This is a genomic window from Burkholderia sp. AU44665 (genome assembly GCF_030504405.1).
Lineage (GTDB): Bacteria > Pseudomonadota > Gammaproteobacteria > Burkholderiales > Burkholderiaceae > Burkholderia > Burkholderia semiarida.
This window is the reverse complement of the sequence record NZ_JAUJRI010000052.1, coordinates 1-815: the sequence shown is the minus strand read 5'-3', so window position 1 is coordinate 815 and position 815 is coordinate 1. Positions and strand designations below refer to the sequence as shown.

The following is an 815-nucleotide window of genomic DNA, read 5'->3' as shown; positions in this document are numbered from 1 at the left end:
TAGAACACCGCTTCCGAATCGACGGTCGTCGATTTCGGGTTGCGGATGATCGGCACGATCTTGTTGTCCTCGATGTCCAGCAGCGCGCGCGCCGTCTTCTTCGGCAGGTTGCCCGGCATCTTCTTGTTCACGAAGTGGATCACCTGCTCGACCGCCGGCGGCTTGCCCGTCGTCGCCGGCGGGTGCTGCGTCTGCTTCGTCACGACCTTCTTCAGCATGTCGTTCGCGAAGCGCTGCACCTTGTAGCCCACCCCCATCATCACGCCGCGCGCGACGTTGATCGTCTGCGGATTGGTCGCGTTCAGGAAGAACATGCCCGCCGCGTTGCCCGCGTTGAACTTCTTCTTGCCCATCTTGCGCAACAGGTTGCGCATGTTCATCGTCACGTCGCCGAAGTCGATCTTCACCGGGCACGGCGTCGCGCACTTGTGGCACACCGTGCAGTGGTCGGCCACGTCGTTGAACTCGTCCCAGTGCTTGATCGACACGCCGCGGCGCGTCTGCTCCTCGTACAGGAACGCCTCGACCAGCAGCGACGTCGCGAGGATCTTGTTGCGCGGGCTGTACAGCAGGTTCGCGCGCGGCACGTGCGTCGCGCACACCGGCTTGCACTTGCCGCAGCGCAGGCAGTCCTTCACCGAATCGGCGATCGCGCCGATGTCGGACTGCTGCATGATCAGCGACTCGTAGCCCATCAGCCCGAAGCTCGGCGTGTACGCATTGCGCAGATCGGCGCCCTCGAGCAGCTTGCCCTTGTTGAAGCGGCCGTTCGGGTCCACGCGCTGCTTGTACGCGCGGAATTCGGCGATCTCGTC

Annotated in this window: 1 protein-coding gene; it reads right to left on the bottom strand. The window is 63.8% G+C overall.

Annotated features, from left to right (window positions below):
• Positions 1 to 815 (bottom strand): (Fe-S)-binding protein (locus QZM15_RS33905; RefSeq protein WP_302108028.1); only part of this gene is annotated, 815 nt, incomplete at both ends.